The organism is Chimaeribacter sp. YP20170169, assembly GCF_056739715.1.
Genome location: NZ_CP176824.1, coordinates 3,041,426 through 3,065,731, shown reverse-complemented (window position 1 = coordinate 3,065,731; position 24,306 = coordinate 3,041,426). Strand labels below are relative to the sequence as shown.

Annotated in this window: 17 protein-coding genes, 2 tRNA genes, 3 rRNA genes, 1 pseudogene and 1 other annotated feature; of the genes and pseudogenes, 16 read left to right on the top strand and 7 right to left on the bottom strand. The window is 55.5% G+C overall.

Annotation, left to right across the window (positions count from 1 at the left end; genetic code table 11):
- Positions 1–50: 50 nt before the first annotated feature.
- Both ACK3SD_RS14025 and ACK3SD_RS14020 read right to left on the bottom strand, forming a co-directional pair.
- Positions 51–1,340 (bottom strand): HlyC/CorC family transporter, encoded by a 1,290-nt coding sequence (locus ACK3SD_RS14025; protein WP_481125879.1) that lies wholly within the window; start codon positions 1,338–1,340, stop codon positions 51–53.
- Positions 1,341–1,405: 65 nt separating this feature from the next.
- Positions 1,406–2,197: a cytochrome C assembly family protein gene (locus ACK3SD_RS14020; protein WP_481125878.1), complete on the bottom strand. Its 792-nt coding sequence runs from the start codon at positions 2,195–2,197 to the stop codon at positions 1,406–1,408.
- Between the two features lie 164 nt (positions 2,198–2,361).
- Here ACK3SD_RS14020 and ffh point away from each other — a divergent pair, with 164 nt between their 5' ends.
- The 5 genes from ffh (at position 2,362) to rplS (ending at position 5,913) form a co-directional block, all read left to right on the top strand.
- A complete protein-coding gene (gene ffh, locus ACK3SD_RS14015) occupies positions 2,362–3,723 on the top strand; it encodes a signal recognition particle protein (protein ID WP_137764175.1) in 1,362 nt (453 codons plus the stop codon).
- A 155-nt stretch (positions 3,724–3,878) separates the two neighbouring features.
- Positions 3,879–4,127: a 30S ribosomal protein S16 gene (rpsP, locus tag ACK3SD_RS14010; RefSeq protein WP_481125877.1), complete on the top strand. Its 249-nt coding sequence runs from the start codon at positions 3,879–3,881 to the stop codon at positions 4,125–4,127.
- 18 nt (positions 4,128–4,145) lie between these two features.
- Positions 4,146–4,694: a ribosome maturation factor RimM gene (gene rimM, locus ACK3SD_RS14005; RefSeq protein ID WP_481125876.1), complete on the top strand. Its 549-nt coding sequence runs from the start codon at positions 4,146–4,148 to the stop codon at positions 4,692–4,694.
- A 52-nt stretch (positions 4,695–4,746) separates the two neighbouring features.
- Positions 4,747–5,508 (top strand): tRNA (guanosine(37)-N1)-methyltransferase TrmD, encoded by a 762-nt coding sequence (gene trmD / locus ACK3SD_RS14000; RefSeq protein WP_481125875.1) that lies wholly within the window; start codon positions 4,747–4,749, stop codon positions 5,506–5,508.
- 57 nt (positions 5,509–5,565) lie between these two features.
- Complete coding sequence (gene rplS, locus ACK3SD_RS13995; protein ID WP_137764171.1) at positions 5,566–5,913, top strand: 50S ribosomal protein L19; 348 nt, start codon at positions 5,566–5,568, stop codon at positions 5,911–5,913.
- Between the two features lie 168 nt (positions 5,914–6,081).
- Here rplS and ACK3SD_RS13990 read toward each other — a convergent pair.
- Positions 6,082–6,533: pseudogene (locus tag ACK3SD_RS13990) on the bottom strand (helix-turn-helix domain-containing protein); the annotation flags it as partial.
- Positions 6,534–7,134: 601 nt separating this feature from the next.
- On the opposite strand from ACK3SD_RS13990, the gene ACK3SD_RS13985 reads away from it, so the two are divergent.
- Both ACK3SD_RS13985 and tyrA read left to right on the top strand, forming a co-directional pair.
- On the top strand, positions 7,135–8,211 hold the full coding sequence (locus ACK3SD_RS13985) for a 3-deoxy-7-phosphoheptulonate synthase (protein ID WP_481125874.1): 1,077 nt from the start codon (positions 7,135–7,137) through the stop codon (positions 8,209–8,211).
- A gap of 5 nt (positions 8,212–8,216) precedes the next feature.
- Complete coding sequence (gene tyrA, locus ACK3SD_RS13980; RefSeq protein ID WP_481125873.1) at positions 8,217–9,338, top strand: bifunctional chorismate mutase/prephenate dehydrogenase; 1,122 nt, start codon at positions 8,217–8,219, stop codon at positions 9,336–9,338.
- Positions 9,339–9,370: 32 nt separating this feature from the next.
- On the opposite strand, the gene pheA is transcribed toward tyrA, so the two are convergent.
- From pheA to bamD, 3 genes are all read right to left on the bottom strand, one after another.
- A complete protein-coding gene (pheA, locus tag ACK3SD_RS13975) occupies positions 9,371–10,528 on the bottom strand; it encodes a bifunctional chorismate mutase/prephenate dehydratase (RefSeq protein ID WP_481125872.1) in 1,158 nt (385 codons plus the stop codon).
- 37 nt (positions 10,529–10,565) lie between these two features.
- Positions 10,566–10,691, bottom strand: a sequence feature (Phe leader region).
- A 106-nt stretch (positions 10,692–10,797) separates the two neighbouring features.
- The gene (raiA, locus tag ACK3SD_RS13970) at positions 10,798–11,133 is read right to left on the bottom strand and encodes a ribosome-associated translation inhibitor RaiA (RefSeq protein ID WP_481125871.1); all 336 of its coding nucleotides are present in this window, start codon (positions 11,131–11,133) and stop codon (positions 10,798–10,800) included.
- A gap of 292 nt (positions 11,134–11,425) precedes the next feature.
- Positions 11,426–12,154 (bottom strand): outer membrane protein assembly factor BamD, encoded by a 729-nt coding sequence (gene bamD, locus ACK3SD_RS13965; protein ID WP_481125870.1) that lies wholly within the window; start codon positions 12,152–12,154, stop codon positions 11,426–11,428.
- Positions 12,155–12,285: 131 nt separating this feature from the next.
- Here bamD and rluD point away from each other — a divergent pair, with 131 nt between their 5' ends.
- The 9 genes from rluD to ACK3SD_RS13920 all read left to right on the top strand — a co-directional run bounded on the left by rluD (position 12,286) and on the right by ACK3SD_RS13920 (position 23,923).
- On the top strand, positions 12,286–13,266 hold the full coding sequence (gene rluD, locus ACK3SD_RS13960) for a 23S rRNA pseudouridine(1911/1915/1917) synthase RluD (protein ID WP_137764131.1): 981 nt from the start codon (positions 12,286–12,288) through the stop codon (positions 13,264–13,266).
- The gene (gene yfiH, locus ACK3SD_RS13955; RefSeq protein WP_481125869.1) at positions 13,263–14,000 is read left to right on the top strand and encodes a purine nucleoside phosphorylase YfiH; all 738 of its coding nucleotides are present in this window, start codon (positions 13,263–13,265) and stop codon (positions 13,998–14,000) included. The genes rluD and yfiH overlap by 4 nt, the downstream gene beginning before the upstream one ends.
- A 126-nt stretch (positions 14,001–14,126) precedes the next feature.
- Positions 14,127–16,700: an ATP-dependent chaperone ClpB gene (clpB, locus tag ACK3SD_RS13950; RefSeq protein WP_481125868.1), complete on the top strand. Its 2,574-nt coding sequence runs from the start codon at positions 14,127–14,129 to the stop codon at positions 16,698–16,700.
- A gap of 511 nt (positions 16,701–17,211) precedes the next feature.
- A 16S ribosomal RNA gene (locus tag ACK3SD_RS13945) occupies positions 17,212–18,752 on the top strand.
- 69 nt (positions 18,753–18,821) lie between these two features.
- Positions 18,822–18,898: transfer RNA gene (locus ACK3SD_RS13940), tRNA-Ile, on the top strand.
- Positions 18,899–18,920: 22 nt separating this feature from the next.
- A tRNA-Ala gene (locus ACK3SD_RS13935) sits at positions 18,921–18,996 on the top strand.
- A gap of 197 nt (positions 18,997–19,193) precedes the next feature.
- Positions 19,194–22,102: ribosomal RNA gene (locus ACK3SD_RS13930) — 23S ribosomal RNA — on the top strand.
- 87 nt (positions 22,103–22,189) lie between these two features.
- A 5S ribosomal RNA gene (gene rrf, locus ACK3SD_RS13925) occupies positions 22,190–22,305 on the top strand.
- The 16S, 23S and 5S rRNA genes sit together here with 2 tRNA genes alongside, the layout of an rRNA operon.
- A 319-nt stretch (positions 22,306–22,624) precedes the next feature.
- Complete coding sequence (locus ACK3SD_RS13920; protein WP_481125867.1) at positions 22,625–23,923, top strand: MFS family transporter; 1,299 nt, start codon at positions 22,625–22,627, stop codon at positions 23,921–23,923.
- Here ACK3SD_RS13920 and ACK3SD_RS13915 read toward each other — a convergent pair whose 3' ends face one another.
- Positions 23,924–24,262, bottom strand: a complete 339-nt coding sequence (locus ACK3SD_RS13915) for a YfiM family lipoprotein (RefSeq protein WP_481125866.1) — start codon at positions 24,260–24,262, stop codon at positions 23,924–23,926. It abuts the gene before it with no gap.
- Positions 24,263–24,306: the final 44 nt, after the last annotated feature.

Below are 24,306 nucleotides of genomic sequence, written 5' to 3'. Positions count from 1 at the left end.
CACAAAAAAAGACGCGTTGAACGCGTCTTTTTTTATGGCCGTCGCGCCGGTTATGACTGCTCGACGCTGGTGCGAATGGGTTGGATCGGCGTCACCCGCACCTGTTTGATCATGTTGTCCTGCACGTCAAGAATATCGATGTCGTAGTTCTCCACGCGGATCTGGGTATTGACCGGCGGGATCTCCTCGAGGATCTCCAGTAGCATACCGTTGATGGTGCGCGCGTCCTCCTCCGGCAGCTTCCAGTTGAAGGCCTTGTTGAGTTCACGCACGTTGGCACTGCCCTCAATCAGCACGGAGCCATCGCTCTGCGGTGTGACTTCCTCCGCCAGGGTAGGGGACATGGAGGTGGTGAAGTCGCCGACAATCTCCTCCAGAATATCCTCGACCGTGACCAGCCCCTGGATATCGCCATACTCATCCACCACGATGCCGACCTTCTCTTTATTGCGCTGGAACTTCACCAGCTGGATATTCAGCGGCGTGCCCTCAGGGATAAAGTAGATCTCATCCGCCGCCCGCAGCAGGTTCTCCTTGTTGAACTCTTTCTTCTCCGTCATCAGGCGGTAGGCTTCGCGCACGCGCAACATGCCAATCACATCATCCAGCGATTCGCGGTAGAGCACGATACGGCCATGGGGCGAGTGCGTAAGCTGGCGCATGATCGATTTCCAGTCGTCATTGACGTCAATGCCGACAATCTCATTGCGCGGCACCATGATGTCATTCACCGACACACTCTCCAGATCGAGCACGGAGAGCAGCATGTCCTGATTGCGGCGTGAAATCTGCGAGCGTGACTCATTCACGATGGTGCGCAGTTCTTCCTTGCTCACCGCGTCGCTCAGGTGCGGGTTGGCCTTAATGCCAAACAGCCGCATTAGTAGACGGGAGAGGGTATTGAGGATCCACACCAGCGGCAGCATGATTTTTTGCAGCGGCATCAGCAGCAAGCTGCTGGGGAAGGCAATGCGCTCCGGGTAGAGGGCGGCGAAGGTTTTCGGCAGCACCTCGGCGAACAGCAGCACGGCAAAGGTCAGCACACCGGTGGCAACTGCCACGCCGGCATCGCCATACAGGCGCATCCCTACGATGGTTGCCAGCGCCGAGGCGAGGATGTTGACCAGGTTGTTGCCGATCAGCACCAGACTAATCAGGCGATCGGGCTGTTTGAGCAGTTTCTCTACCCGGCGGGCGGCACGGTTTCCCTGTTTGGCCTGATGGCGCAACCGGTAGCGGTTGAGCGTCATCATGCCGGTTTCAGAGGCAGAAAAGTAAGCGGACACGATGATCATAATGACCAGCGTAATAATCAGGGTGCCTGTAGAGACGTGCTCCAACGCGGTCTTCCTTATAGCTGTGTGAATTCCCCCAGCGGGGGAATGTAGGTTCAGATAATGATATGTCAGCCCATCATGATCTGCTGGATAAGGCGGCTGCCGAAATAGGCCAGGGTGAGCAACAGCGCGCCGGCCATGCTGAACCAGACCACGCGGCGGCCGCGCCATCCCTCATGGTAGTGCCCCCAGAGCAGCACCACATAGACAAACCATGCCATGATCGACAGCACCGCCTTGTGGATGTTCTCTTTGCTGAACAGGTTGTCCAGGTAGAAGAAGCCAGTGCAGAGGGTCAGCGTCAGCAGCACCACACCCACCTGGGTGACATGGAACAGCTTGCGCTCAATGCTCATCAGCGGCGGCATGTCAGCGTTGAAGGTCAGGCGTTTGGTCTTCAGCAAGTGATCCAACCACGCGAGCTGGAACGCATAGAGTGCCGCGATGATCAGGGTTGAGTATGAGAAGAGCGCCAGCCCGATATGTACCAGCAGCCCGGGGCTGGACTCCAGGTGGGTGATGAACTCGCCCGGCAGCAATCCAACAAAAATCAGGTTGATCAGGGCGAAGCTATACACAATTGGTAACAAAAACCAGCCACGGTTACGGGAGGCCACCACGGTCATCACCGTACAAATAATCAGGCTGACCATCGAGCCGATATTGACCAGACTGAGGTTCTGTCCGGTGTTGACGTCGAAAATCCGCTGCTCCAGAGCAATGGCGTGGCTGACCAGTGCAACGGCCGCAAAGAACAGCGCCAGACGGCGGAAACCGCCCTGCTGCCTGACCAGGCTGGGGAGAACCAGCGCAAGGCTGAGCAAGTAAGCAATCATGGCCACAAAGGCAGGAATTGGCATAAGGTGTCGTCAGGGTTCAGAAAATAAGTCAGAGGGTCAGTATAACGTCAGCGGCGTCATGCTCCAACCGTTCCCCACGGCGGGGCAGAGATCGCACAGACTTCGTGTTATAATCCCGCCATTGTGTCGCCAAGGCGGCCTGTCATTACGTTGAGCAAGAGACGATGTTTGATAACTTAACTGATCGATTGTCGCGCACACTGCGCAATATCAGCGGCCGCGGGCGGCTGACCGAAGAGAATATTAAAGAGACCCTGCGCGAAGTACGCATGGCGCTGCTGGAGGCCGATGTCGCGCTTCCCGTGGTGCGGGACTTCATTAACCGCGTGAAAGAGAGTGCGGTGGGGGTCGAGGTCAACAAGAGCCTGACGCCGGGGCAGGAGTTCGTCAAGATCGTCCGCAATGAGCTGATGACCGCGATGGGCGAGGCGAACTCCGAGCTGAACCTGGCCGCGCAGCCGCCAGCCGTAGTGCTGATGGCGGGCCTGCAGGGTGCGGGTAAAACCACCAGCGTCGGCAAGCTGGCAAAATTCCTGCGTGAGAAGCGTAAGAAGAAGGTGCTGGTGGTCTCCGCGGACGTCTACCGTCCGGCGGCGATCAAGCAGCTGGAGACGCTGGCCGAGCAGGTGGGCGTGGACTTCTTCCCGTCCGATGCGCAAGAGAAGCCGGTTGATATCGCCAACCGCGCGCTGCAACAGGCTAAGCTGAAATTCTACGACGTGCTGCTGGTGGATACCGCCGGCCGCTTGCACGTTGATGAAGCGATGATGGACGAGATCAAGCAGGTCCACGCCGCCATCAACCCGGTCGAGACGCTGTTTGTGGTGGACGCCATGACCGGCCAGGACGCCGCCAACACGGCGAAAGCCTTCAACGAAGCGCTGCCGCTGACCGGCGTGGTGCTGACCAAGGTTGACGGTGACGCGCGCGGCGGTGCGGCGCTCTCCATTCGCCACATCACCGGCAAGCCGATCAAGTTCCTCGGTGTCGGTGAGAAGACCGAAGCGCTGGAGCCGTTCCACCCGGATCGTGTCGCCTCACGTATCCTCGGCATGGGCGACGTGCTGTCGCTGATCGAGGACATCGAGAGCAAGGTTGACCGCGAGCAGGCGGAGAAGCTGGCTTCCAAATTGAAGAAAGGCGATGGCTTTGACCTGACCGACTTCCTGGAGCAGCTGAAACAGATGCGCAACATGGGTGGCATGGCCAGCATGTTGAGCAAGCTGCCGGGTGCCGGCCAGCTGCCAGACAACGTCAAGTCGCAGATGGATGACAAAGTGCTGGTACGCATGGAGGCGATCATCAACTCGATGACGCTGAAAGAGCGCGCCAAGCCAGAGATTATCAAAGGCTCGCGCAAACGCCGCATCGCGATGGGCGCGGGTATGCAGGTGCAGGACGTTAACCGCTTATTGAAGCAGTTTGACGAAATGCAGCGCATGATGAAGAAGATGAAAAAGGGCGGGATTGCCAAAATGATGCGTGGCATGAAGGGCATGATGCCGCCCGGTTTCCCAGGTCGTTAACCCCCGAGGCACTTATTTATCGCAGCGTGTGGCAACTCTGTACGCTTTAGATTGCTTTTTGCGCCAAAATGAGTAAAATTTTCGGGCTTTTTATATTGCACCCGGGCCCCGTTCCTCGATGGGGCCCGGCTGTTTTATTAACTAAAGAGGATGTTATGGTAACAATTCGTTTGGCACGTGGCGGCGCGAAAAAGCGTCCGTTCTATCAAGTAGTAGTGACCGACAGCCGCAATGCGCGTGACGGTCGTTTCATCGAGCGCGTAGGCTTCTTCAACCCGATCGCTGCAGGTCAGGCTGAAGCACTGCGTCTGGACCTGGACCGTATCGAGCATTGGCTTGGTCTGGGTGCAACCGTTTCTGATCGCGTAGCTTCGCTGATCAAAGACGCTAAGAAAGCAGCTTAATCTGTCGCGGTGGTAACGATGAGCAAGCAATCCAAGCCTGTGGCGCCTGAGAAGCCGATTGTGCTCGGCAAACTGGGATCCACCTACGGCATTCGTGGTTGGCTCAGAGTGTTTTCATCCACCGATGACGCCGAAAGCATTTTCGACTATCAGCCGTGGTTTACACAGCAGTCGGGTAAGTGGCAGCTTATCGAGCTGGAAAGCTGGAAGCGCCACAATCAGGACCTGATCATCAAAGTCAAAGGCGTTGACGATCGGGATGCGGCAAATCTACTGACCAATTGCGAAATTGTCGTGGATTCAAGCCAGCTTCCAGCACTGGGAGAGGGCGACTACTACTGGAAAGACCTGATTGGTTGCCAGATAGTGACTACTGAGGGTTATGTGCTGGGTAAAGTCATCGATATGATGGAAACCGGCTCTAACGATGTCCTGGTAGTGAAAGCCAACCTGAAAGATGCCTTCGGAATCAAGGAACGGCTGATTCCGTTCCTCGATGGGCAGGTTATCAAGAAAGTCGATCTCACTACGCAAGTGATTGAAGTAGATTGGGATCCTGGTTTTTGACCTCCGCAATGACCGGAGATGATGAGTGGAACGGCAAGATGGGGATGGGCGTATGTTTATCGGTATAATCAGCCTGTTCCCGGAAATGTTCCGCGCCATCACCGATTACGGGGTAACTGGCCGGGCAGTTAAAAATGGCCTGCTGAGCGTAGCCTGCTGGAGTCCACGTGACTTCACCTACGATCGGCACCGCACCGTGGACGATCGCCCCTATGGAGGTGGTCCCGGTATGCTGATGATGGTGCAACCCTTGCGGGAAGCCATCCATGCAGCAAAAGCGGCGGCAGGCGAAGGCGCTAAGGTGATCTACCTTTCGCCGCAGGGGCGCAAACTTGATCAGCAAGGCGTGCGCGAGCTGGCTACCAACCCGAAGATGATTCTGGTTTGTGGCCGCTACGAAGGGATTGATGAACGTATCATCCAAACCGAAATTGACGAAGAGTGGTCAATCGGCGATTACGTTCTCAGCGGGGGCGAGTTACCGGCCATGACGCTGATCGACTCGGTGGCCCGGTTTATTCCGGGTGTGCTGGGGCATCAGGGTTCCGCGGAGGAGGACTCCTTCTCCGATGGCTTGTTGGACTGCCCTCACTATACCCGCCCTGAGGTATTGGAAGGGATGGAGGTTCCGCCAGTTCTGCTGTCGGGCAACCATGCCGAGATCCGCCGCTGGCGCTTGAAGCAGTCGCTGGGCCGCACCTGGCTTAGAAGACCTGAACTTCTGGAAAGCCTAGCTCTGACTGACGAGCAACAGGTGTTGCTGGCAGAGTTCCGACGTGAACATCTGGCCAGTCAACCAGATTATGAAGGGTGAAGTTGGCTACGGCTGATTTTCCCGAGATATCAGTTTACCTAGGGTAAGAGACATATTATGAGCAACATTATTAAGCAACTTGAACAAGAGCAGATGAAGCAAGACGTACCTGCATTCCGTCCGGGTGATTCCGTGGAAGTGAAGGTATGGGTCGTTGAAGGTAGCAAAAAACGTCTGCAGGCATTCGAGGGCGTGGTTATCGCTATCCGTAACCGCGGTCTGCACTCTGCATTCACTGTTCGTAAGATTTCCAACGGCGAAGGTGTTGAGCGCGTATTCCAGACTCACTCCCCAGTAATCGACAGCATTACTGTGAAACGCCGTGGTGCCGTTCGTAAAGCCAAACTGTACTACCTGCGTGAGCGTACTGGTAAGTCTGCTCGTATCAAAGAGCGTCTTAACTAAGATACAGCTAACGCTGCATCCAAAAGTTAATAGATATGAAGGGGTTAGCCAATGGCTAACCCCTTTTTTTGCACTTAGTGTCCACACAATGTCCACGCAGCCCATAATTGTGTTCAATCGACACATTTTATACCTATAAAATGTATTAGCTCAGAGCAGATCTGACAGTTCAATCTCACCGCAGGCCTCATCATCAGCTTTACGCGCCAGCGCGGCGATCTGATTGTCGGTCAGCTCAATGCCATCCCAGACTACTTTCTCTTCCAGCGCTTTCAGGCGTTTTTGAAATTCTCAAAGCTATGGCGTAACCAGACGGAACGGACACCGCTACCGGAGATAAAAACGCCCTGTTTACGTAGCTCGTTGCTGGCCGTGAGCCGGGAGTGCGACAGCATAATCAGCTCAGTGGCCTCATCGGTACGGTTCTTAAGGTTAGGTGTGCGACGGCTGCGATTTATCAGTGCATCCACGCCGCCTTCATCGGCCAGTTCGCGGTAACGATAAAACGTATCACGTGAAACGCCCATGATTTTACAGGCTTTCGATACATTGCTGAGTTCTTCAGCCAGATTGAGTAAACCGGCTTTGTGTTTGATGACGGGATGGATAGTATGAAGCATGAGAGTTACCTCGTGTTTTGTATAAGGATTCGACACCCATATCAAAACCGGTCACTCTGAACCTTTCAAAGCCATGTGTCAGATCAAGTCGCGACTAATACAAGAAGAAGCCACAGAACTCAATCTTATCGCTAACCTGGTGTCCACACGCTGACCACACAACTTGTACGTAATGGCTCTTGCTTACACTTAATTTATATTTAACTCATTGTTTTTTATAAGAAAATACATATAAAACAGTTGTATTTCATAAATGCGTCTTAACTTATTGCGGCGCCCCTCACTGACTTATGTGTTGGAATGGTAATGGGATACCAGACGCCATCATCTTAGTGATGTAAATAAAAATGTACAAAAAACTTGGGCTGCTGAGGAAATTTTTATCTCTGAGTTTAGCTAAAGCTTGGGCTTCTTTAACTCATTGATTGGGCTATGCATCGTAGAGAGCGGCTTCTCATCTTTTACTCCTGCCACCCGCAAAAAATCCAAGGTGTAATTTATAATTTACGTTTTATGGATTGAAATATTTACATGGGGTGGTAAGGTAGGGGGTATCGCAGCGGCAGAGCCGGCTGCCTCAGAAACCGACAGGATAGAAGCCATGCAAAAAGATGCCCTGAACAATGTGCATATCAGTGCCGAAGAAGTGTTGATCACCCCGGAAGAGTTGAAGCGCCAGTTCCCCCTCAGCGAAACGGCTGAGCACAAAATTGCCCAGTCGCGCGAAACCATCGCCAATATCCTGACCGGCCGTGACCACCGCCTGTTGATCGTGTGTGGGCCGTGCTCCATCCACGATCCGGATGCCGCGCTGGACTACGCGCGCCGGTTGAAAGTGGTGGCAGAGGAGCTGAGCGATCACCTCTACATCGTGATGCGCGTCTACTTTGAAAAGCCGCGCACCACCGTGGGCTGGAAAGGGCTGATCAACGATCCGCACATGGACAACTCGTTTGATGTGGAAGCTGGCCTGCACATTGCCCGTCGCCTGCTGCTGGAGCTGGTCAACATGGGCCTGCCGCTGGCTACTGAGGCGCTCGACCCGAACAGTCCGCAATACCTGGGCGATCTCTTTAGCTGGTCAGCCATCGGTGCGCGTACCACTGAGTCGCAGACCCACCGGGAAATGGCCTCCGGCCTCTCCATGCCGGTCGGCTTCAAAAACGGCACGGACGGCAGCCTCGGCACCGCCATCAACGCCATGCGCGCTGCGGCGATGCCGCACCGCTTCGTCGGCATCAATCAGGCTGGCCAGGTCTGCCTGTTGCAGACCCAGGGCAACCCGGATGGCCATGTGATCCTGCGCGGCGGCAAAACGCCGAACTACAGCGCGGAGGATGTGGCCGCCTGTGAGAAACAGATGGAACAGGCGGGACTGCACCCGGCGTTGATGATAGATTGCAGCCATGGCAACTCGAACAAAGATTACCGTCGCCAGCCGCTGGTGGCGCAATCCGCGGTCGAGCAGATCAAGGCGGGCAACCGCTCCATCATCGGCCTGATGCTGGAGAGCCATCTGCACGAGGGCAACCAGTCCTCTGAGCAGCCGCGCGGCGACATGCGTTACGGTGTCTCCGTCACGGATGCCTGCATCAACTGGGAGAGCACCGACACCCTGCTGCGCGAGATGCACCGCGAGCTGGGCAGCGTGCTGGTTCAACGTCAGGCAGGAGAGTAATCGGAATGGTGGCTGAGCTGACCGCGTTGCGCGATCAAATCGATGAGGTAGACAAGGCACTGCTGGATCTGCTGGCAAAACGCCTGTCACTGGTGGCGGAAGTGGGTGAGGTCAAGAGCCGTTACGGCCTGCCCATCTATGTGCCGGAGCGCGAAGCCTCCATGCTGGCGTCACGCCGCAAAGAGGCCGAGTCACTGGGGGTGCCGCCCGATCTGATCGAGGATGTGCTGCGCCGCGTGATGCGAGAGTCCTACTCCAGCGAGAATGACAAAGGGTTCAAAACCCTCTGCCCGCAGCTGCGCCCCATTGTCATTATTGGCGGGCGCGGCAAGATGGGGCAGCTGTTCCAGCGGATGCTGGCGCTCTCCGGTTATCAGGTGCGCGTACTGGAGCAAGAGGATTGGGCGCAGGCGGACACGCTGCTGGCGGACGCTGGCATGGTGATCGTTAGCGTGCCGATCCATGTGACGGAGCAGGTGATCTCGCGCCTGCCGCCGCTGCCCGCCGACTGCATTCTGGTCGATCTGGCCTCGGTGAAGAACCGTCCGTTGCAGGCGATGCTGGCGGTACATGAGGGGCCGGTGCTCGGCCTGCACCCGATGTTCGGGCCTGACGTCGGCAGTCTGGCGAAACAGGTGGTAGTCTACTGTGATGGCCGGCAGCCTGAGGCTTACCAGTGGCTGCTGGAGCAGTTGCAGGTCTGGGGTGCGCGGCTGCACCGTATCAGCGCTGTGGAGCATGACCAGAACATGGCCTTTATTCAGGCGCTGCGCCACTTCACGACCTTTGCCTATGGGCTGCATCTGGCCGAGGAGAATGTCCAGCTGGAGCAGTTGCTGGCGCTCTCATCGCCCATCTACCGGCTGGAGCTGGCGATGGTTGGGCGGCTGTTTGCCCAAGACCCGCAACTCTACGCGGACATCATCATGTCCTCCGAGAATAATTTGGCGCTGATTAAACGCTATCACCAGCGCTTCGGTGAGGCGATTGCCCTGCTGGAGCAGGTGGACAAGAGAGCGTTCGTCGAGAGCTTCCGCAAGGTGGAGCACTGGTTCGGCGATTACGCCAAACGCTTCTTGGTGGAGAGCCGCACCCTGCTGCTGCAAGCCAACGACAACCGCCAGTAAAAAAAACCACGCCCAAAGGCGTGGTTTTTTTATCAGCTCGGCTCGACCGGCACCACACTCTCGGTAGGGTAGCACCCCAGCACCTTCAGCGAACGGGTAATGGGCGCCAGTTCGCGCAGCGCTTTCTGCATACTCTCATTGCGCAGGTTGGCCTGTACATCAATGTAGAACATCTCTTCCCACGGGTTGCCGTTGATGGGGCGCGACTCCAGCTTGGTCATCACGATGCCATGCTCGCGCAGCACCAGCAACGCCTCCACCAGTGCGCCAGACTGCTGGCCGGTCGCCATGATCAGCGTGGTCTTCGCTGGCACCTGCTCCGAGACATCAATGGCCTTGCGCGCCAGCACGATAAAGCGGGTAATGTTCTGCTGCTGGTTGGCCAGCTTATGCTCCAGCACCTGGAGCTGGTAGAGCGCGCCACCGGCCTCACTGCCGAGCGCTGCCACCTCTGGGGAGTTCAGGGCCGCCACCTTCTCCATCGCTGCGGCCGTGCTCTCGCAATACTCAATTTTCCACTGCGGGAAGCGGTTCAGGAACTGGCTGCACTGCTGGAAGGGTTGCGGATGGCTGTAGACGGTTTTAATGGCTGACAGGTCGGTGGGCGTACTGACCAGCACACAGTGGTCAATCGGCGTGGTCAACTCGCCCACAATCGACAGGCTGGTGTGTTGCAGCAGGTCATACACATCATTGATGGAGCCGGAGCTGGTGTTCTCAATCGGCAGCACCGCATAGTCAGCCTGTCCGGTCTCCACCTGGGCGAAAATATCCTGGAAACGCTGGCAGCCGCACTCAATGAACTGGTCGAAGTGGCGGGCGGCGTAGTGGCGAGCCGCCAGGTGAGAGTAGGAGCCTTTCGGGCCGAGGAAGGCGATGCGCGCTGACTGGCGCGACGTCTGGTTCAGCTGGTGTTGCAGCAATGCCTGCTGGGTCAGCACTGAATCCTCAATGATCAGCTGGAACAGGCGGGTGATGTAGAAACCATCCAGATTGCGCTGCTTACCGGCATCAATCAGGGTATCCAGCAGATCCCGTTCACGCGCCTTGTCGCGGATAGGGCGGTGGGTATGCAGTTTTGCCTTCGCCACCTCCAGCGCCAGTCCGCGGCGCTCGGCCAGCAAGTCCAGCAATTTGATATCCAGCGCGGTGATATTTTCGCGCAGCGCGAGTAACGGGTTGTCGGTCATGATCTCTGCCTTTTTGGTTTTTTATCTGAATCTGCCCATAAAAAAAGCCTCCCACCGGGGGAGGCTTTCTTGTTCGTCTTCGCATTCTTTATCGTGTGACGAATCGCCTCCCAATCAGGGGAAGGTAAAAAAGAATGCGAAGAAGAACAGGTATTGGCGCAAAAGGGTGTACCAGATAAATAAGTGATAACAAGTAAAGTAACGGCTGGCGGTTTTTTGTCAATAAAAAACGCGCCCAGTGGGCGCGCTCCTTATGAAGAGGGGAGGGATCAGCGTTCTGGCTCGAGATTGACCTCTTTGATACAGGTGGCGGCCCGGCGTGCCTCATCTTTATGCTGCGCTTTGTTAAGCTGCCTTTCGAGCTTGCTAATCAACTCATTAACCGCCGCATACATGTCATCATGTTTTGCGCTGGCGACCAGTACCCCGCAATTGGGCGTACTCACCGTGGCGTCGGCCTGGAAACCATCAGGAACTTTAGAGAGTACCACATGGGGGTTAATCAGCTGGGTTTGCCACTTATCCAGTTTGGCTAGACGGTCTTCAACATGCTGGCGAATTGCATCAGTGATATCCATTTGTTTGCTGGTAATGTTGACTGTCATAGAACTTACCTCTCTCTTTCCGTCTTGGATACCTCCAGCATAACGAACTGACCGGGTAATTTTGTGATCTATATCACACATTTTTGTCACTTTTTGTCAGTGAGGGCGCTTCTGTGAAGTGTGATCCAGTTCAGAAAAACAGTGCTTGAGAGTTGGTGCCGGATATCGCAATATCGATGAGTTAACCTGATGGTAATATGCAACCTACCATGAAATAAGTGTTTAACATTCAAAATAATAGACACAAAAAAGGCAGCTTACGCTGCCATTTTTTTATGCGGTGCCGACGGGCTTACGGGTTGGCAGCGATAATTTTCGCCACTTTATCCGCCTGACCATTCATCTGCAACTGCTTGTAGGCGTTTTCCATCAGCGGCAAGGCGTCACGGGTGGCCTGCGTATCCGCGTAGTTCTTCATCATCAGCTCAACACGATTAACTACTGCAACGTAAGCGCCGCGTTTCGTGTAATATTGCGCCACGGACAGCTCATATTTCGCCAGACGATCCTTCAGGTAAACCAGACGCTTTTGCGCATCCGTGACATACTGGCTGGTCGGGTGAGCCTGAATCAGCTGGCTGAAGTCGCGGAACGCGGCACGCGCGTGTTGTGGGTCACGGTCAGAACGGTCAACGCCGAAGAAGCCCTGCAACGCGCTATCATCCAGCGCCATGTCGGTCAGGCCACGCATGTACATGACGTAGTCAATGTTCGGGTGCGTCGGGTTCAGGCGCGCAAAGCGTTCGATTGCCGCTTGGGCCATTGGCAGATCCGCTGACTTGTAATAGGCGTAGATCAGATCCAGTTGAACCTGCTGGGAGTAAGGCCCGAATGGATAGCGGTTATCCAGCGCCTCCAGCTGGGTGATGGCTCCCTTGAAGTCACCGTCCTGCAGTTTTTGCTGAGCGGTTGCATAGATTTCCGAAGGCGGGTTGTCGGGAACCGCATCCTTCGAACTGGAGCAACCTGCCAGAACCAGGCTCAACGTGGCTGCAGCCACCAGATATTTCATACGCGTCATGACGTTTTGATTATCCTCAGGGTGTTGTTCCGGGAGACTGTCCGTTAAGTTCCCGGCAAAGACCAGCTACAATAGCACATTATTTTAAACGGCATCGCCGTGAAAACCCAACGTTAACGAAGAAGCTGCATATGGCACAACTAGTACAACTCACCGCAACGGTGGCCGAATCTCAACTCGGTCAACGTTTAGATCAGGCTTTGGCGGAATTGTTCCCTGATTATTCACGTTCGCGCATAAAAGAGTGGATTTTGGATGATCGTGTCCTGGTCAACGGTAAGCGAGTGAACAAACCGAAAGAGAAAGTGTTGGGTGGCGAGGCGGTGGCCATTGATGCGCAGATTGAAGAGGAAGCCCGCTGGGAAGCCCAGCCAATCGCGCTGAACATTGTATATGAAGACAGTGATATCCTGGTGATCAATAAGCCGCGCGACCTGGTAGTACACCCCGGTGCCGGTAACCCAGACGGCACCGTGCTCAACGCGCTGCTGCACCACTACCCGGAGATTGCAGATGTGCCGCGCGCCGGCATCGTGCACCGTCTGGACAAAGACACCACCGGCCTGATGGTGGTAGCGAAAACCGTACCGGCGCAAACCCGTCTGGTCGAGGCGTTGCAAGCGCGTGAGATTACGCGTGAGTATGAGGCCGTTGCGATTGGCACCATGACCGCGGGCGGCACCGTTGAGCAGCCGATCAGCCGCCACTCCACCAAGCGTACCCACATGGCCGTCCACCCGATGGGCAAGCCAGCGGTAACGCACTACCGCATTATGGAGCACTTCCGCGCGCATACCCGTTTGCGCCTGCGTCTGGAGACCGGCCGTACCCACCAGATCCGTGTCCATATGGCGCACATTAACCACCCGCTGGTGGGCGATCAGCTCTATGGCGGCCGTCCGCGTCCGCCGAAGGGCGCATCCGAGGCCTTCATTGCCACGCTGCGCGGCTTTGACCGCCAGGCGCTGCACGCCACTATGCTGCGCCTCTATCATCCGATCAGCGGCATCCAGATGGAGTGGCATGCGCCACTGCCGCAGGATATGGTCGATTTGATCAATGACCTCAAGGCCGACACCGAAGCCTTCAAGGATCAGATGGACTGGCTATGAGTGCCCTGATCCGCCCGCAATGGCCGGTGCCCGCTGGCGTTGGCGCATGTAGCACCACCCGCCTCGGCGGGGTCAGCCTGCCGCCCTATGACACCCTGAACCTGGGTGCGCATGTGGGCGACGACCCGGCACGCGTGGCGGAAAACCGTCAGCGTCTGGTGGAGATGGCCGGCCTGCCAGCCATGCCGCACTGGCTGGAGCAGGTGCATGGCACCCAGGTGCTCCGGCTGGAGGGGGAGGTGCCGAGCGCCGACAGCCTGCGCGCCGACGCGGTCTATACCCGGTTGCCGGGGCAGGTGTGCGCGGTGATGACAGCTGACTGCCTGCCCGTGCTGTTTTGCTCCCGGCATGGCGATGAGGTTGCGGCCGCCCATGCTGGCTGGCGTGGCCTATGCGCGGGGGTACTGGAAAATACCCTGAGCCAGTTCCGTTGCGCGCCGGCGGATGTCATGGTCTGGTTTGGCCCGGCTATTGGCCCGCAAGCGTTTGAGGTGGGGGCGGAGGTGCGCGCAACCTTTATGGCGCACGATCCTGTCGCCGAAGCGGCTTTTCACCCATCGGGTGAGAAATATATGGCGGATATTTATCAGTTGGCGCGCCAACGCCTGTTGGCTGCAGGCGTGCGCCAGCTCTACGGCGGCAAGCATTGCACCGTCAGTGACCCGGTTAATTTCTTTTCATATCGCCGGGATAGCATTACGGGTCGGCTGGCAACTTTAATCTGGCTGATATAATCTACGGCTCCGAGACGATCCGTGACGCATAAAAAAACTCCGAATTTAGGGTTGGGATAACCTTGAAAACGTGAGGGTTGACCTCATTTAATCTCCAGTAGCAATTCTGACCGTATTGGAGGAGTTATGCGTCTGGATCGTCTTACCAGCAAATTCCAGCTTGCTCTCGCTGATGCCCAATCCCTTGCCCTTGGGCGTGACAATCAATTCATTGAACCTCTTCACCTGATGAGCGCACTGCTCAACCAAGAAGGGGGCACCGTACGCCCGCTGCTGACTGCCGCAGGGGTGGACGTCAACCGTGTTTGCACCGATATCGACAGCAATCTTGCCCGCCTGCCACAGGTGGAGGGGACTGGCGGCGATGTGCAGCCTTCCCATGATTTAGTCCGGGTGCTGAACCTGTGCGACAAACTGGCGCAGAAGCGCGCCGACAACTTTATCTCATCAGAACTGTTTGTCCTGGCCGTCATGCAAGATCGCGGCACCTTGACCGATCTGCTCAAGGCAGCCGGTGCCGATGCCAATAGACTCAGCCAGGCCATTGATCAGATGCGAGGTGGCGAAAAAGTGAATGATGCGAACGCAGAAGATCAACGCCAGGCGTTGAAGAAGTTCACCATTGACCTGACGGAGCGCGCCGAGCAGGGGAAACTCGATCCGGTGATTGGCCGTGATGAGGAGATCCGCCGTACCATCCAGGTGCTGCAACGCCGTACCAAAAACAACCCGGTGCTGATTGGTGAACCGGGGGTGGGGAAAACCGCCATCGTCGAAGGGCTGGCACAGCGTATCGTCAATGGCGAAGTGCCGGAAGGGCTGAAAAACAAACGCGTGCTCTCGCTGGACATGGGCGCGCTGGTGGCCGGTGCCAAATACCGCGGTGAGTTCGAAGAGCGCCTGAAAGGGGTGCTCAATGACCTGTCGAAACAGGAGGGCAGTGTCATCCTGTTCATTGATGAGCTGCACACCATGGTTGGCGCGGGTAAAGCCGATGGCGCGATGGACGCCGGCAATATGCTGAAGCCAGCGCTGGCGCGCGGTGAGCTGCACTGCGTGGGCGCGACTACTTTAGACGAGTACCGCCAATATATAGAGAAGGATGCCGCGCTGGAGCGCCGCTTCCAGAAAGTCTATGTGGCGGAGCCGTCCGTTGAGGATACCATCGCGATCTTGCGTGGATTGAAAGAGCGCTATGAGCTGCACCACCATGTGCAGATCACTGACCCGGCCATCGTAGCGGCGGCTACGCTCTCTCACCGTTACATTGCCGATCGCCAGTTGCCGGACAAGGCGATTGACCTGATCGACGAGGCAGCCTCCAGCATCCGGATGCAGATCGACTCCAAGCCAGAGTCGCTCGATCGCCTTGAGCGCCGCATCATCCAGTTGAAACTGGAGCAACAGGCGCTGATGAAGGAGTCCGATGAGGCCAGCCAGAAACGGCTGGAGATGCTGAACAACGAGCTGTCGCAGAAAGAGCGCGAATATTCGGAGCTGGAGGAGGAGTGGAAGGCGGAAAAAGCCTCGCTGTCTGGCACCCAGAATATCAAGGCCGAACTGGAGCAGGCGAAGATCAGCCTGGAGCAGGCGCGCCGTGTAGGCGACCTGGCCCGGATGTCAGAGCTGCAATATGGCAACATCCCCGCACTGGAGAAACAACTGGCGGCGGCCACGCAGAGCGAAGGCAAGACCATGAAGCTGCTGCGTAACCGCGTGACCGATGCGGAGATTGCTGAAGTGCTGGCACGCTGGACGGGCATTCCGGTCTCCCGAATGATGGAGAGCGAGCGCGAGAAGCTGCTGCGCATGGAGCAGCAACTGCATGAGCGCGTCATTGGCCAGGATGAGGCGGTGGATGCGGTGTCGAATGCGATTCGCCGCAGCCGTGCCGGCCTTGCCGACCCGAACCGCCCCATCGGCTCCTTCCTCTTCCTTGGGCCAACCGGGGTCGGGAAAACTGAGCTGTGTAAGGCGTTGGCGCGATTCCTGTTTGACAGCGACGACGCGATGGTGCGCATCGACATGTCCGAGTTTATGGAGAAACACTCCGTCTCACGGCTGGTGGGCGCGCCTCCGGGCTACGTTGGCTATGAAGAGGGGGGCTACCTCACGGAGGCAGTACGCCGCCGCCCTTACTCCGTTATCCTGCTGGATGAGGTCGAGAAGGCTCACCCGGATGTCTTTAACATCCTGTTGCAGGTGCTGGACGATGGCCGCCTGACGGACGGGCAGGGGCGCACGGTCGATTTCCGCAATACCGTGGTGATCATGACGTCTAACCTGGGATCTGATCTGATTCAGGAGCGGTTTGGCCAGATGGACTACCCGGAGATGAAAGAGACGGTGCTCGAGGTGGTCAGCCATCACTTCCGTCCGGAATTTATCAACCGTATTGATGAGGTGGTGGTATTCCATCCGCTGGGCCGCGCGCATATCAAGTCGATTGCCGCCATCCAGCTGGAGCGCCTCTATAAACGTCTGGGAGATCGTGGCTATAGCGTGACGCTCAGTGATGCGGCGTTGGAGCTGCTGGGCGAAACAGGCTTCGACCCGGTATATGGTGCGCGACCGCTGAAGCGCGCCATCCAGCAGGAGATCGAGAACCCGTTGGCGCAACAGATACTCTCTGGCAAGTTGCTGCCGGGCACGCCTATCAAGCTGGATGTGGAAAACGGCCATATCGTAGCGCAGCAGTGATAAAGAGCAGTATAAAGAAGAGGCCCGCGATAGCGGGCCTCTTCTATTATGTGCGGGAAATAGGGATGGGGCTGGTTAGAAAAAGGACTATCAGGCGAACCCTTAATCATAATTAGCGAGTTTTGGCTAATTATTCACCGGTTGAATAATTTTTTAAAATTAGGGGTTGCGGCCCGCCGAGAACTCCCTATAATGCGCCTCCACTGACCGGGAACAACGACCAACACGTCGCCGGGTCAGCGGAGAGGCCCTCAGCGGAGACGCTGAAAACACTAGAAAATAGTGCTTGACTCTCCGGTGGGAAAGCGTAATATGTGCCTCCCACGTTACCGAAACGAAACGGTAACGACTGCTCTTTAACAATTTATCAGACAATCTGTGTGGGCACTCACAAGACGATATCAAGCATCCTCGGATGCACAAAATATTAAGTCTTGAAGAGTGACTAACTGAAGTAAAATTCAAACAGTAACCTTTGAGCATCGCTACCTTGTGTAGCACATCAAGCTTTTAATTGAAGAGTTTGATCATGGCTCAGATTGAACGCTGGCGGCAGGCCTAACACATGCAAGTCGAGCGGCAGCGGGAAGTAGCTTGCTACTTTGCCGGCGAGCGGCGGACGGGTGAGTAATGTCTGGGGATCTGCCTGATGGAGGGGGATAACTACTGGAAACGGTAGCTAATACCGCATAACGTCGCAAGACCAAAGCGGGGGACCTTCGGGCCTCGCGCCATCAGATGAACCCAGATGGGATTAGCTAGTAGGTGGGGTAATGGCTCACCTAGGCGACGATCCCTAGCTGGTCTGAGAGGATGACCAGCCACACTGGAACTGAGACACGGTCCAGACTCCTACGGGAGGCAGCAGTGGGGAATATTGCACAATGGGGGAAACCCTGATGCAGCCATGCCGCGTGTATGAAGAAGGCCTTCGGGTTGTAAAGTACTTTCAGCGAGGAGGAAGGCGGTAAGGTTAATAACCTTACCGATTGACGTTACTCGCAGAAGAAGCACCGGCTAACTCCGTGCCAGCAGCCGCGGTAATACGGAGGGTGCAAGCGTTAATCGGAATTACTGGGCGTAAAGCGCACGCAGGCGGTTTGTTAAGTCAGATGTGAAATCCCCGAGCTTAACTTGGGAACTGCATTTGAAACTGGCAAGCTAGAGTCTCGTAGAGGGGGTAGAATTCCAGGTGTAGCGGTGAAATGCGTAGAGATCTGGAGGAATACCGGTGGCGAAGGCGGCCCCCTGGACGAAGACTGACGCTCAGGTGCGAAAGCGTGGGGAGCAAACAGGATTAGATACCCTGGTAGTCCACGCTGTAAACGATGTCGATTTGGAGGTTGTGCCCTTGAGGCGTGGCTTCCGGAGCTAACGCGTTAAATCGACCGCCTGGGGAGTACGGCCGCAAGGTTAAAACTCAAATGAATTGACGGGGGCCCGCACAAGCGGTGGAGCATGTGGTTTAATTCGATGCAACGCGAAGAACCTTACCTACTCTTGACATCCAGAGAAATTGGCAGAGATGCCTTGGTGCCTTCGGGAACTCTGAGACAGGTGCTGCATGGCTGTCGTCAGCTCGTGTTGTGAAATGTTGGGTTAAGTCCCGCAACGAGCGCAACCCTTATCCTTTGTTGCCAGCGATTCGGTCGGGAACTCAAAGGAGACTGCCGGTGATAAACCGGAGGAAGGTGGGGATGACGTCAAGTCATCATGGCCCTTACGAGTAGGGCTACACACGTGCTACAATGGCGCATACAAAGAGAAGCAAACTCGCGAGAGCAAGCGGACCTCATAAAGTGCGTCGTAGTCCGGATTGGAGTCTGCAACTCGACTCCATGAAGTCGGAATCGCTAGTAATCGTGGATCAGAATGCCACGGTGAATACGTTCCCGGGCCTTGTACACACCGCCCGTCACACCATGGGAGTGGGTTGCAAAAGAAGTAGGTAGCTTAACCTTCGGGAGGGCGCTTACCACTTTGTGATTCATGACTGGGGTGAAGTCGTAACAAGGTAACCGTAGGGGAACCTGCGGTTGGATCACCTCCTTACCTAGAGATATTTGACTGTGCAGTGCTCACACAGATTGTCTGATGAAATTCGAGCAGAAATACCTTTATAGGCTTGTAGCTCAGGTGGTTAGAGCGCACCCCTGATAAGGGTGAGGTCGGTGGTTCAAGTCCACTCAGGCCTACCACAAAGGTATCTTAAGACTGCACGGGGCTATAGCTCAGCTGGGAGAGCGCCTGCCTTGCACGCAGGAGGTCAGCGGTTCGATCCCGCTTAGCTCCACCATCTCGTACGGTCTGAATAATAGTTCTGAGTATACTGGCAACAGTATGCTGTGAAGTATTTGCTCTTTAACAATCTGGAACAAGCTGAAAATTGAAACCTTACAGCCCTGTCTCTCTCCGTAGAAGTTCTGAGAGATGGCGCATGTAAGAGAGTCTCTCAAATAATCACACCCTGATGGAAACATCTTCGGGTTGTGAGGTTAAGCGACTAAGCGTACACGGTGGATGCCTAGGCAGTCAGAGGCGATGAAGGGCGTGCTAATCTGCGATAAGCGTCGGTAAGCTGATATGAAGCGTTATACCCGACGATACCCGAATGGGGAAACCCAGTGTGATACGTCACACTATCTCTGCATGAATACATAGTGCAGTGAGGCGAACCGGGGGAACTGAAACATCTAAGTACCCCGAGGAAAAGAAATCAACCGAGATTCCCCCAGTAGCGGCGAGCGAACGGGGAACAGCCCAGAACCTGAATCAGTTTGTGTGTTAGTGGAAGCGTCTGGAAAGTCGCACAGTAAAGGGTGATAGTCCCGTACACAAAAATACACAGGCTGTGAGTTCGATGAGTAGGGCGGGACACGTGACATCCTGTCTGAATATGGGGGGACCATCCTCCAAGGCTAAATACTCCTGACTGACCGATAGTGAACCAGTACCGTGAGGGAAAGGCGAAAAGAACCCCGGCGAGGGGAGTGAAATAGAACCTGAAACCGTGTACGTACAAGCAGTGGGAGCCTTGATTTATCAGGGTGACTGCGTACCTTTTGTATAATGGGTCAGCGACTTATATTTTGTAGCAAGGTTAACCGAATAGGGGAGCCGTAGGGAAACCGAGTCTTAACTGGGCGTCTAGTTGCAAGGTATAGACCCGAAACCCGGTGATCTAGCCATGGGCAGGTTGAAGGTTGGGTAACACTAACTGGAGGACCGAACCGACTAATGTTGAAAAATTAGCGGATGACTTGTGGCTGGGGGTGAAAGGCCAATCAAACCGGGAGATAGCTGGTTCTCCCCGAAAGCTATTTAGGTAGCGCCTCGTGAATTTATCTTCGGGGGTAGAGCACTGTTTCGGCTAGGGGGCCACCCCGGCTTACCAACCCGATGCAAACTGCGAATACCGAAGAATATTATCACGGGAGACACACGGCGGGTGCTAACGTCCGTCGTGAAGAGGGAAACAACCCAGACCGCCAGCTAAGGTCCCAAAGTCATGGTTAAGTGGGAAACGATGTGGGAAGGCATAGACAGCCAGGATGTTGGCTTAGAAGCAGCCATCATTTAAAGAAAGCGTAATAGCTCACTGGTCGAGTCGGCCTGCGCGGAAGATGTAACGGGGCTAAACCATGCACCGAAGCTGCGGCAGCGACGCTTAGGCGTTGTTGGGTAGGGGAGCGTTCTGTAAGCCTGCGAAGGTGGACTGTGAGGTCTGCTGGAGGTATCAGAAGTGCGAATGCTGACATAAGTAACGATAAAGCGGGTGAAAAGCCCGCTCGCCGGAAGACCAAGGGTTCCTGTCCAACGTTAATCGGGGCAGGGTGAGTCGACCCCTAAGGCGAGGCTGAAAAGCGTAGTCGATGGGAAACAGGTTAATATTCCTGTACTTGGTGTTACTGCGAAGGGGGACGGAGAAGGCTAGGCTGGCCAGGCGACGGTTGTCCTGGTTTAAGCGTGTAGGGGAGAAGGCAGGTAAATCCGCTTTCTTATTAACCCTGAGGCGCAATGACGAGCCACTACGGTGGTGAAGTAGCTGATGCCCTGCTTCCAGGAAAAGCCTCTAAGCTCCAGGTAACACGAAATCGTACCCCAAACCGACACAGGTGGTCAGGTAGAGAATACTCAGGCGCTTGAGAGAACTCGGGTGAAGGAACTAGGCAAAATGGTGCCGTAACTTCGGGAGAAGGCACGCTGGCACGTAGGTGAAGGGACTTGCTCCCGGAGCTGAAGCCAGTCGCAGATACCAGCTGGCTGCAACTGTTTAATAAAAACACAGCACTGTGCAAACACGAAAGTGGACGTATACGGTGTGACGCCTGCCCGGTGCCGGAAGGTTAATTGATGGGGTTAGCGGCAACGCGAAGCTCTTGATCGAAGCCCCGGTAAACGGCGGCCGTAACTATAACGGTCCTAAGGTAGCGAAATTCCTTGTCGGGTAAGTTCCGACCTGCACGAATGGCGTAATGATGGCCAGGCTGTCTCCACCCGAGACTCAGTGAAATTGAACTCGCTGTGAAGATGCAGTGTACCCGCGGCAAGACGGAAAGACCCCGTGAACCTTTACTATAGCTTGACACTGAACATTGAGCCTTGATGTGTAGGATAGGTGGGAGGCTTTGAAGTGTGGACGCCAGTCTGCATGGAGCCAACCTTGAAATACCACCCTTTAATGTTTGATGTTCTAACTCGGCCCCGTTATCCGGGGTGAGGACAGTGTCTGGTGGGTAGTTTGACTGGGGCGGTCTCCTCCTAAAGAGTAACGGAGGAGCACGAAGGTTAGCTAATCACGGTCGGACATCGTGAGGTTAGTGCAAAGGCATAAGCTAGCTTGACTGCGAGAGTGACGGCTCGAGCAGGTGCGAAAGCAGGTCTTAGTGATCCGGTGGTTCTGAATGGAAGGGCCATCGCTCAACGGATAAAAGGTACTCCGGGGATAACAGGCTGATACCGCCCAAGAGTTCATATCGACGGCGGTGTTTGGCACCTCGATGTCGGCTCATCACATCCTGGGGCTGAAGTAGGTCCCAAGGGTACGGCTGTTCGCCGTTTAAAGTGGTACGCGAGCTGGGTTTAGAACGTCGTGAGACAGTTCGGTCCCTATCTGCCGTGGGCGTTGGAAGATTGAGAGGGGTTGCTCCTAGTACGAGAGGACCGGAGTGAACGCACCACTGGTGTTCGGGTTGTCATGCCAATGGCACTGCCCGGTAGCTAAGTGCGGAAAAGATAAGCGCTGAAAGCATCTAAGCGCGAAACTTGCCTCAAGATGAGTCTTCCCTGGGGCCTTGAGCCTCCTGAAGGGACGTTTAAGACGAAGACGTTGATAGGCCGGATGTGTAAGTGCAGCGATGCATTGAGCTAACCGGTACTAATGACCCGTGAGGCTTAACCTTACAACACCGAAGGTGTTTTTAGAGACGCGATATTCAGCTTGGTTCAGATATCTGATGGCCCAGTGGGCGGTCAGAGCACAGAATTTGCCTGGCGGCACGAGCGCGGTGGTCCCACCTGACCCCATGCCGAACTCAGAAGTGAAACGCCGTAGCGCCGATGGTAGTGTGGGGTCTCCCCATGCGAGAGTAGGGAACTGCCAGGCATCCATTCACAAAACAGCCTCATGCAACAGCATGGGGCTTTTTTGTTTGTCTAAATTCTTCACATTATCCGTATTAACAAGAAATATGGATGTAATATCAGACAAGATTTGTTTGGATTTTCATCAACCCCTCCCACACCTACCGCCGTTTTTTGTTTATTCCTTTTCTTAAACTCCTGCTGCTATCACAAATCCGTCAGTAATCGGCTGAAAACGGTGATTTCATTAGCCTGCTTCCTAATTCATCGCTTAAATTTTTCCCTACCAATAATAATGGGAAAGTTATCTATCCCCATCGCACAGGTTAATGGAGAGCATAATGGCCGAGATTTCACAAAGCGCCGCGCAACACGAGGAAAGGATCGATAAAAAGAAGCGAGTGTTCGCGATTGTTGGCGCATCATCTGGCAACCTGGTGGAGTGGTTTGACTTCTATGTCTACTCATTCTGCTCGATCTACTTTGCTGCCGCTTTCTTCCCGGCTGGAAACGCCACTACCCAACTGCTGCAAACCGCCGGTATCTTTGCGGCTGGCTTCTTTATGCGCCCGATTGGCGGTTGGTTGTTTGGCCGCATTGCTGATAAGCATGGTCGCAAAACCTCCATGTTGATCTCTGTCTGTATGATGTGCGGCGGATCGCTGGTCATTGCCTGCTTGCCGACCTATGCCACTTTGGGGGCCTGGGCGCCGGCGCTGCTGCTGTTGGCACGCTTATTCCAAGGATTATCCGTGGGTGGGGAGTATGGCACCAGCGCCACCTATATGAGTGAAGTGGCGGTGAAAGGGCAGCGCGGTTTTTATGCTTCATTTCAGTATGTCACGCTGATTGGTGGGCAACTGCTGGCGCTGCTGGTGCTGCTGGTATTACAGCAACTCTTCACGGCGGAGGAGTTGCGGGCGTGGGGCTGGCGCATTCCATTTGCGTTGGGCGCGGCGCTGGCGATCGTGGCCTTGTTCCTGCGCCGCTCGCTGAATGAGACATCAGATCGTACCACCCGCCAGCACGAAGATGCCGGCACCCTGAAAGGCCTGTGGAAACACAGCAAAGCGTTTTTGATGGTGCTTGGCTTTACTGCCGGGGGATCGCTCAGCTTCTACACCTTCACCACCTACATGCAGAAATATCTGGTGAATACTGCTGGCATTGACGCCAAGGTCGCCAGCACCATTATGACGGCGGCGCTGTTTGTCTACATGCTGTTGCAACCATTGATTGGCGCACTGTCAGACCGGATTGGCCGCCGCAACTCTATGCTGATCTACAGCGGGTTAGCCACGATCTGCACTGTGCCGATCCTCTACACGCTGAAAGAGGTGAGCAATCCCTGGCTGGCCTTTGCGTTGATTATCACCGCGCTGACCATTGTCACCTTCTACACTTCCATCAGCGGGTTATTGAAAGCGGAGATGTTCCCGCCAGAGGTGCGCGCATTGGGCGTTGGGCTATCTTATGCGGTGGCGAACGCCATGTTTGGTGGCTCAGCGGAGTATGTCGCGCTGTCGCTGAAATCGTGGGGCATTGAGAATGTCTTCTTCTGGTATGTGTCGGGCATGGCCCTGCTCGCATTTTTGGTGTCGATGAGCCTGCATCGGAAGGGGAAAGAGATCCAGCTGTAATCAGTTGGCTGACTCATAGAGGGTGTAGCCGGCCAACGCGCCGGCCACATCCCAGCTAAAATCCCGCCAGCTCCACCCCGACCCCGCCGGCCGACTGTCATACGCCTCTTTTACCAATCCCAGTGACAGTGAAAATAGCAGCCCAACATTACGCCGCACCGGCTCACTGGCACCTTGCCGTTCTGCATACGCGCTGCCGGCCGCCGCCAGTACCGCCGAGCCGATAAAGTGCTCAACCTTATCCTGCCCCGTCCAGCGGTCGTGCGCATAGTGGCTGCATCCGCCGTTGGCAAGCAGCGCCAGCGTAAGGGGTAAGAGCGTCAGGCGGGCGGCATACATAGTCAGCCTCCATAAAAAAACCCCGCGATGCGGGGTTGATAGGC

Bases quoted from the DNA above. Each gene is read 5' to 3' on its own strand.
- ACK3SD_RS14020 (WP_481125878.1), bottom strand. From the start codon at position 2,197: ATGCCAATTCCTGCCTTTGTGGCCATGATTGCTTACTTGCTCAGCCTT.
- ffh (WP_137764175.1), top strand. From the start codon at position 2,362: ATGTTTGATAACTTAACTGATCGATTGTCGCGCACACTGCGCAATATC.
- rpsP (WP_481125877.1), top strand. From the start codon at position 3,879: ATGGTAACAATTCGTTTGGCACGTGGCGGCGCGAAAAAGCGTCCGTTC.
- rimM (WP_481125876.1), top strand. From the start codon at position 4,146: ATGAGCAAGCAATCCAAGCCTGTGGCGCCTGAGAAGCCGATTGTGCTC.
- trmD (WP_481125875.1), top strand. From the start codon at position 4,747: ATGTTTATCGGTATAATCAGCCTGTTCCCGGAAATGTTCCGCGCCATC.
- rplS (WP_137764171.1), top strand. From the start codon at position 5,566: ATGAGCAACATTATTAAGCAACTTGAACAAGAGCAGATGAAGCAAGAC.
- ACK3SD_RS13985 (WP_481125874.1), top strand. From the start codon at position 7,135: ATGCAAAAAGATGCCCTGAACAATGTGCATATCAGTGCCGAAGAAGTG.
- tyrA (WP_481125873.1), top strand. From the start codon at position 8,217: ATGGTGGCTGAGCTGACCGCGTTGCGCGATCAAATCGATGAGGTAGAC.
- pheA (WP_481125872.1), bottom strand. From the start codon at position 10,528: ATGACCGACAACCCGTTACTCGCGCTGCGCGAAAATATCACCGCGCTG.
- raiA (WP_481125871.1), bottom strand. From the start codon at position 11,133: ATGACAGTCAACATTACCAGCAAACAAATGGATATCACTGATGCAATT.
- bamD (WP_481125870.1), bottom strand. From the start codon at position 12,154: ATGACGCGTATGAAATATCTGGTGGCTGCAGCCACGTTGAGCCTGGTT.
- rluD (WP_137764131.1), top strand. From the start codon at position 12,286: ATGGCACAACTAGTACAACTCACCGCAACGGTGGCCGAATCTCAACTC.
- yfiH (WP_481125869.1), top strand. From the start codon at position 13,263: ATGAGTGCCCTGATCCGCCCGCAATGGCCGGTGCCCGCTGGCGTTGGC.
- clpB (WP_481125868.1), top strand. From the start codon at position 14,127: ATGCGTCTGGATCGTCTTACCAGCAAATTCCAGCTTGCTCTCGCTGAT.
- ACK3SD_RS13920 (WP_481125867.1), top strand. From the start codon at position 22,625: ATGGCCGAGATTTCACAAAGCGCCGCGCAACACGAGGAAAGGATCGAT.
- ACK3SD_RS13915 (WP_481125866.1), bottom strand. From the start codon at position 24,262: ATGTATGCCGCCCGCCTGACGCTCTTACCCCTTACGCTGGCGCTGCTT.